Annotated in this window: 8 protein-coding genes; 2 read left to right on the plus strand and 6 right to left on the minus strand. The window is 44.7% G+C overall.

Annotated features, from left to right (window positions below; genetic code table 11):
* Positions 1 to 597 precede the first annotated feature (597 nt).
* The gene (locus tag F6K37_RS26375; protein ID WP_008187318.1) at positions 598 to 798 is read left to right on the plus strand and encodes a hypothetical protein; all 201 of its coding nucleotides are present in this window, start codon (positions 598 to 600) and stop codon (positions 796 to 798) included.
* Between the two features lie 310 nt (positions 799 to 1108).
* A complete protein-coding gene (locus tag F6K37_RS26380; protein WP_287253290.1) occupies positions 1109 to 1240 on the plus strand; it encodes a hypothetical protein in 132 nt (43 codons plus the stop codon).
* Here F6K37_RS26380 and F6K37_RS26385 read toward each other — a convergent pair.
* The 6 genes from F6K37_RS26385 to F6K37_RS26410 form a co-directional block, all read right to left on the minus strand.
* The gene (locus F6K37_RS26385; protein WP_287253291.1) at positions 1237 to 2163 is read right to left on the minus strand and encodes a pentapeptide repeat-containing protein; all 927 of its coding nucleotides are present in this window, start codon (positions 2161 to 2163) and stop codon (positions 1237 to 1239) included. The genes F6K37_RS26380 and F6K37_RS26385 overlap by 4 nt on opposite strands.
* Before the next feature lie 66 nt (positions 2164 to 2229).
* Positions 2230 to 2379: a hypothetical protein gene (locus F6K37_RS26390; RefSeq protein ID WP_158026621.1), complete on the minus strand. Its 150-nt coding sequence runs from the start codon at positions 2377 to 2379 to the stop codon at positions 2230 to 2232.
* A gap of 303 nt (positions 2380 to 2682) precedes the next feature.
* Complete coding sequence (locus tag F6K37_RS26395; protein ID WP_287253295.1) at positions 2683 to 3675, minus strand: poly-gamma-glutamate biosynthesis protein PgsC/CapC; 993 nt, start codon at positions 3673 to 3675, stop codon at positions 2683 to 2685.
* Complete coding sequence (pgsB, locus tag F6K37_RS26400; RefSeq protein WP_008185596.1) at positions 3636 to 5003, minus strand: poly-gamma-glutamate synthase PgsB; 1368 nt, start codon at positions 5001 to 5003, stop codon at positions 3636 to 3638. Before pgsB ends, F6K37_RS26395 begins: the two co-directional genes overlap by 40 nt.
* Positions 5004 to 5040: 37 nt before the next feature.
* Entirely contained in the window at positions 5041 to 7431 is a 2391-nt protein-coding gene (locus tag F6K37_RS26405) for a CapA family protein (protein WP_287253299.1), read from the minus strand.
* A 251-nt stretch (positions 7432 to 7682) separates the two neighbouring features.
* Entirely contained in the window at positions 7683 to 7805 is a 123-nt protein-coding gene (locus F6K37_RS26410) for a hypothetical protein (protein ID WP_267875691.1), read from the minus strand.
* Positions 7806 to 8203 lie beyond the last annotated feature (398 nt).

Consider the following 8203-nt stretch of genomic DNA (forward strand, 5'->3'; position numbering starts at 1 on the left):
ATACTGTCTGGTCGTGCAAAGATTTCATTGCTGCCTTAAGAGCATCATAGTTAGGATTGTTGGACATAATTTTAACATTAAATAAGGAACAGGGAACAGGGAACAGGGAGTAGGGAGTAGGGAGTAGGGAGTAGGTAAAAAATCCTGTGTACCTGATTAAATTGTAAACCGCTGTAGCTGTAAAATTATTAGTAAGTATTCAGCTTAAGCGCTACGCGAACAGCTTTTGAATAAGCGATGCAGCAAGGGAACAGGGGGTTTCCCCACTCGCTATTGCATCAAGACAACAAGTAACCATTGGTTTAATCTGAGTGAAGTCCCAGCGTCGTTCGCACAGCTTTTTGGCCAAAGCCTGTGCCAAAAAGCTGTTCGCGTAGCGTGAGCCTTTAGCTGACGGCTGACGGCTGACGGCTGAATGCTTACAATTATTATACCAAAAAAAATGATATTAAAAAATAAAATTATCTAGCCTATTATCGGTCAAATAACTTTTTTAATTAACCCTAAAACTTCCCAAAAAAACTTTCTTAAAAACCTTGACAAATAATTTTATAATCATTACAATAATCAATATAAACCAAGTTGAACTTTTTCACTATGTCAGACAACTTTACTCGCAACTTCAAGAAACAACCTACTCAGCACACTCTCAAAGGTCCTCGTCAATCAGTAATCCATAGTATGCAGATGCTTTATGCCCTAGGCTATGCGGAGATTGCGGAGTGGACGCCTCTAGAACCGACCGATATTCCAGGTGAAGTGATGACTACTATGACCAAGTATTGGTTGTTGCCATAACACCTTAAAATTCTGGGGGGTTTTCCCCCCCGGGGGCCTTGGGTTTCGGAAATTTCTGACATATGTGATTGACATAGCCGTGGATAGTATTTCTACGGCTATTTTTTTGTAAGTGGTCAGCGGTCAGCGGTCAGCTTAAAATCAACCTGGAATAGGATAATTTAATAGTTCGAGATTAATGAGAATTTAAAGTCTGGGGATTTGCCCATCATAAACATTCAGCTGACGAATGAATGCTAAATCATTACGATTATTTTGAGACTTATATAGCGTTTTTCATAGTAATGAGATACACAAGATTTTTTACCTATTGCCTATTGCCTATTGCCTGTTCCCGACTCCCGACTCCCGACTCCCGACTCCCGACTCCCGATTCCCGACTCCCGACTCCCGATTCCCGATTCCCGATTCCCGATTCCCTGTTCCCTGTTCCCTGTCCTAATTCCCACAATCGCGATCGCTTACCACTCCATCAGGTAAAATTGTATTGCACAGTTCCATAGTTTCCCAGGGAATAGTTTCCCCATCAATTCCCTTAAAACTTGCTCCCTTTACGTTCGTTCCCTTGAAGTTAACCTCTTTGAAAGTAGCCGCTGTTGAAAACGATGTTATTGAATTTGTTTTGAACGTACATTCCACAGGACCGAAACAAGCTCTTTCCAGCACAGCCTTTTCAAGGTTAGTTTGGTCTAGAATTGCTCCCCCAAGATAAGTATCAGATAGGTTAGCGTTGGTGAAGTTAGTAAAATTTAGATTAGCCCCTTTTAAATTAGCTCCCTGTAAATTAGCTTTCCTCAAATTAGCTCCTGCTAAACTTGCTCCCTGCAAATTAGCCCCCTTCAGTATTGCTCCTTCCAACCGACTGTTGCTTAAATCAGCATTAGCTAGATTAGCTCCTTCTAAATGAGCATAGGCCAAATTAGCACTCTGTAAATGTCCATTACTGATTTGGGCAGCTTGAAACTTACCACCTTGGAGATTAGCGTAATCTAGATCAGCCTCAATCAGGTTTGCTCCCTTGAAATTTGCTACCATTAAATCAGCATGTTGTAAATTAGCATGGCTCAGATTAGCATCCCTAAAATCAGCATACTGAAGCTGATAATTTTGCCATTGACTTTTCCCACAATTTGCCCCCTCAAAGTTAGCGCCTTTGCCATGAATATGTTGCAAATTTGCTCCTTCTAGCTCAGCAAAATGAAAATTGAGCCCCTGTAGATTTCCCCCCTCTAATACACAAGCTGAACATTCACCACGCTCTAGCAGATACTGTAGATCCGGAGGTTGAGGGGAATTTAATTTAGCGATCGCACTCCCTAAACTCAGAAATCCCGCCAAAGCTAACAGTAACAGTAACTGCTTCATTTTAGTTATCCTTTTACTATCAATCTTATCGTCACATGTAAGCATTCAGCGGTCAGTGGTCAGCGGTCAGCGGTCAGCCGTGGCAGAGGCTTCTAGCTTGTGACTTAACTCAGCATTATTCCAATGCTTACCTGTTTTCTTCAAAAGCTGTTCGGTGTAGCGTGGCACAGGCTTCGACGCTGGGACGTAACGGATAAGCTGTTCGCGTGTAAGCATTCAGCAGTCAGCGGTCAGCCGTCAGCTTATACCCATAGCCCAGGCTACTTGAGGTGATGCGCGAATAAGCGATGCAGCCCCTACCGTGAGCGAGTGCATCAAGAAAAGGGCTAAGTATTCGTTTAATTTGAGTTAGGTCCGATGCGTCGAAGCCTGTGCCACAAAGCTGATAGCACCTCAAGTAGCACCTCAAGTAGCGCTAATCGCTGATAACTGAATGCTTACGTTCGCGTAGCGTGCGCGTAGCGCATTAGCTGATAGCTGATACGCGACACGCTGATAGCTGATAGCTTATGGTCACATTTAAAATAAAAACGCTATCTTATTTGCTAATACATGAATAACAATTGCCACCAAACCAATAAGCGTCATATACTTTACCCCTCCTTGTTTCCAATACAGTAGGGCATCATTCACCAAGGATATCATAGCAATTACAACTAATAAATTTAAGCCCCGGAAGGGAACTAATGTCGGATTAACTAGCAGTACTAATAATTCCACACCCCAAACATAGACTACACTCATAAATAACACTAAACTATAACGATTAAGTCCTATGATCAGGCTATAGCGAGAAATAAACCAACTTAACGTACCAACTAACAGGCATCCCAGCAAAAAAGCCACCGCACTAAGGGGTTCCATTAACAAAGCAGCAGCAGCGGAAAGCACAATATAACCACCGGATCGTACTGATGACTTTTGGTAAATCCAGTAACCTAAGAGCAGTACTATCCCAAATTGAAACATCGGATAATTGAACTCAATATCCAGTTGATCGGCATAGGCAGGATGAACAATATTAAAATCGAGATCGAGCCAAGACCAACCCAGCCAATAAATTGTCGCCACTATTCCCCCTGTAAATAGGGTAGTGATACCAATACCTTGTAGAACCTTCAACCGCTTCTGTTTAAGCCAACTAAAGGCAATGATAGCGGGGAGCAAACTACCGGTCAGACTATCCTGGGATAATTCCATCCAGCCTAAGCTGTCGTATAGGATGGCAATCGGATAAACTGAAAATAGGGATATCATTGCCAAAATATACATTGGTGTTCGAGGTTTGGACGATTGTTTAAAGTAGCATTGATAAAAAGCATATAAAACAAACGCCAATCCAATTAAGCTAATCCCCCACATCGGCGACAAGATTAGGCTTACCACTAAAAGCCCTGGAACAATAATTCCCCCTGGGATTACCCCTTCAGTTTTTTTGTAATGAAGGGCTGAATAAGCCCCAATCAGCAAGGCTAAACGAGTGATTTCTGACGTATTGATGGTTTCGAACATACTTTTTGTTTGGTTCTTTTCTGTTTGAATCGTTTCTGTTTGAGTCGTTTCTGTTTGAGTCGTTTCTGTTGGTTCCTTTGCTGTTTGTTCTTTTTCTGTTTCGGTTTTGGTACTGCTTCCAATTTTGCAGCCTGGACTAAGGTTTGGAATAAACTTAAGAGTTCTTGGGCTTGAGGAGTATGGATATTGACAGCTCCCACCAACAGAATCTTTTGCTCCGTTATGATTTCAGTAATTTGGGTTAGTAAGGTCGTCCCAGGAGCATCTTTAAACGGAGTAGAGTCACCCAGTAACACTAAACGTTCTGGTTCACTGGCGAATAACTTTTGTACTTCTGCTTCGCAGCTTCCGATGGTAACCACTCGATCAAAGCTCAAGCTCTTAGCAAGATTGGCGAATAACGCTACTCGTGGTAGTCGATCGGAACGGTTGTTGAGTAAAACCACTTTGGCGTGGTCAGGATATTGGTTAAAAATGCGATCGCAAAGTAAATTAAAGCTTTCCCTGTCATTGACCGCAAACAAGTTAGCCCAAACGATGCCAGTATCTCGCCAATTAAAGGATTCCAGTTTCAGAGCACTCTCATCATTGAGAGTCTGCCACATAGCCTGAACCGCCCGTTTACGAGGAACTCCCAATAGCTTTCCTACTTCTAGTGCGATCGCAACATTATCTTCTATAGCCACAGCACTAAATCCTTTCAGGTCTTCAGCCATCACGTCACTAGCATTAGCTGCAATCAATTTAGCGCCCCTTTGTTTAGCTTCCCTGTTGAGAATATCCAGTAATACAGGATTTGATTCAGCCGTGATCACAATACCATTTTCAGGAATAGTCACTGCTAGGGAATGGGCAATTTCTTCCAGAGTTTCCCCTAAATATTCTGGATGGTCGTAGCGAACATTAGTAATGATGCTAACGTGAGAGCGCATCACTTTTTTTTCCAGCCATTCCGCATAGACTGGGTTAATCGCCATACATTCCATCACCACCGCTTCTACCTGCTGGCGAAAAAAATAGCGCATCACTGCCACTTGCTCGTTAACATTGGCATAGCCTTTTCGCGGCCAAATAGACTCTTTACCATTAGGATGGAGAATATGGGTAGTGCTACCAGTAATCTTGCCAAACGTTTTATACCCTGCTGCCCTAACAACTGCTGCCACATAGCGGGTCACCGTGGACTTACCTCGAATCCCATTAACATGAACCCGATACAGAATTTGATCCCGTTTTTGACGAAATTGCCAATAGGAAACAAGTAAATATAAAATGTAGACTACCAAGCTGGCTAGAGTCAGTAAAAAAGGCAAAGCCTCCTTGAACATCTCAAACTTAAGCCTCCCAATGATTCACTACCAATATTTAAGACTGAGGCTGAAAAGCTCGAAAGGTTAGGTGCAGTTTCACTAGACCAGGGGTCCCAGTCAACCGTAAAAAGTCAAGGGCATGAGGCACCGAAAGCTGAATCGGATTGTTCAGATAATGGGGCTTTTCCCAACTGACACAGGCAAAGTCATCGAACATTGCTAGCCCCTTTCCTTCTTGGGGAGGATAGTGACGCAACCAGAGCATCACAGCACGAGGATTATCTCTTTTAGGATTGGCCACCTGCTCCTTTGGCTTATCCTCAGGCATTGCTAAGTCTAGCACAATCCGTTCCCAGTCAAAAGTATGACCAGGGTGAGTAAATACAGTCCTATCCCCAAACCCTTGCTCCCCTTCACTGGCACGATAGCGGACTTTCAGCTCTATCGGACCGGCATTTTCCCCCCGTACATATCCCACCATCGTCAGGTCTTTCTGAGGGCGATCAAGGGCATCTCCAAATACCCGTATCCGATGACGAAAAGGAACCACAGCCACCTCACGATTGCGATGCGATCGCTCTAGACAAATCCCGGTGATACCTCGATAGGCTCCTTGATAACAGGGAAAGGATGTCTTCCCTGTCGTAGATACCCCCCAGCGGTTGAGGTCTTGTTCATTGGAGTCCATGTCCCAATCTTCTGCCTCACCAAACCCCATTAAATCCCGCCCTAAACGGAGTTGAGAGACGTCACCAGCGCTGACTTGCACCTGATATAGAGAGGCTTCACTCGGAGCCAGCCCCCGCAAATCCACTACTCCCCAGCCATCTTGATTGATCATGACCGGAACATCTATACTGTAGTCTTGAATAGTGTAGTCTTGAATACTGTAGTCTTGAATGCTGACATCAGATCCATCAGCCCCTTCCACAGAAACCCAGCCCCGATTTAGATAGGGATAAACCAGCACTCCATCCTCAGAAAACTCCCCAATCCTCCGGATAAACCGATTGGCTAGGTCTCCCCCTATCAGTTGAGGACGATAGTCTTCCAAATAAATCGGAATAACCTGGAGCCTCCTCACCTCTTCATCCTCGATATCCACCAAGGCTACCAATTCCAGTAAGGTCTCCAGGCGATCGGAATCAAACACCAAGTTACCAAGGCTATAAAATAAAGGCACACCCTGACGAAACCCTAAGCCTTGAGCCACATGGGGATGGTGTCCCACCACTAGCCCTGCTCCAGCACTCGCCACTTGGTCTATCATACCCCTCCCATAAGAAGTGGGGGCATAGGTGTATTCAGTACCAGTGTGGACTTGGACAATCGGGAAACGCCCTTGCTCTCGTTCCTGGGCAATTAGGGATTTTACTGTTGCTATGTCCCGCAAGTCTGCTGCACCCCCCTGATGGTCGCTAGCCACAAACTGTAGGGGTTCTCGATAGCGATCGCCTGCAATGGAGGTAAAGGAAAATAGGCTGTAATTGGTATTGCCCAATTGTCGGTGATCGGGTTCCTGGGCTGCATGTGGGGTAAGTCCAGCGCCACTGTAGGCCAGGCCAATAGTTTGTAACTGCTCCAGAGTGGTAGTCAAACCAGAAGCTAAGTAGTCCCAGAGGTGATTATTCCCTAGAGCGACATAATCAACCCCTAGTTTGCGCAGCTGGCGGACTGATTCAGGGAGGGTAAAAAAACTATAGGGTTTCGCCCAGTGGGGGGTCGTCGGGTCATCCAGGACAGGGGTTTCCAGATTGACACTACGAAAATCACTGACCTTAGGCTGGAACAAAGGCTGTAAACCTTCAAACACCTTGGCACTGCCCCGTCTTGGATGGGATGCTTGAATCAGCGCATCAGAGGTATTTTTAGGAATCCGATTGCGGGGAGTTTTCTCTTCTGGGTCGAGAAACCGCCTACCCATTGCTACGTCTCCCCCGAACAGAAGCCTGGCCTCCGAATCTGTCCGTTTTACCAGGGCAATCGGCTCTACTTCCACTTCCGAAACTGTCAGGGGTAAGGCCAGAACTAGAGGAATCACTTCCTGGTAATAGTCAGGAGCATCAATTTCCAACAGGGCATTATGACGGGGCATCAACATAAAGCGATACTGCCCTGATGGATTAGTAATTGTTTCTGCTTGCCCTAGGCGAACCGGAATATTACCCAGAGGCATACCCCCCGTTCCCAGGATTGTTCCCTGCACCTGGAGGGGGGTATGGTGATACTGACGGCCTAGATTAATTTCTTGAACGACTAAGGTATTTAACCATTCCCGGAGAGACCAGGCTTGGGCTGATCCAGGGTAAGGCCATAAAGTGAAGCACAGGACTATTACAAAACAACAAACTACTCCACCTACTGCACGGATAGTGAATTTTCTAGGCCACTTCCTAGGCCATTGGATCAGATTCGCCAGCATCTCCCTTACTGCTACAATCCACATTTCCCACTTCAAAATGTAGTATTTAGAGTTACAGCAATCAAAAGAAGAATCATGACTAAAAAAACCTCAAATAGAATCTAAAACAATGCCTTTATCATAGTTTAAGCTTGTAGCTGGTAGGGTGGGCAAAAACGTAAGCATTCAGCTGTCAGCCTTCAGTAATCAGCTATCAGCTATCAGCTATCAGTAATCAGCTTATGCCCGTAGCGCAATCGGTGCTTTTAGGCGCGCACCTATAGCGAATTTAATTATTAATGGGTCAAGCGCACCTTTGAATAAAATAAGCTGAAGGCTGACGGCTGACGGCACCTCAAGTAGCGTGGCCTACGGCCAATCACTGACGGCTGACGGCTGATAGCTGAATACTTACGCAAAAACAGTTTGGTTTTTTTTATAATTGTAAATTATATTACTTTTCTCTACCTACTTTAATCGCTATTTTATTTACACGCAAGTCCCTAAAACAATTCCGTGATCACAGTTTAAGGGCGCGGTATTATATCATGATTCGTGACTTAGTACAAAAATAAATATATAACGTTTCTGTCAAACTGGGGTCGTAAGCATTCAGCCGTCAGCCGTCAGTGGTCAGCTTATTGTATTCAAAAGCTGTTCGTAAAGTAGCGTGCCCATAGCGCTAATCGCTGATAGCTGATAGCTGATAGCTGATAGCTGATAGCTGATAGCTGATAGCTGATAGCTGATAGCTGATAGCTGATAGCTGATAGCTGATAGCTGATAGCTGATAGCTGATAGCTGATAGCTGATAGCT

The organism is Moorena sp. SIO4E2 (assembly GCF_010671945.1).
GTDB classification, from domain to species: Bacteria; Cyanobacteriota; Cyanobacteriia; order Cyanobacteriales; family Coleofasciculaceae; genus Moorena; species Moorena producens.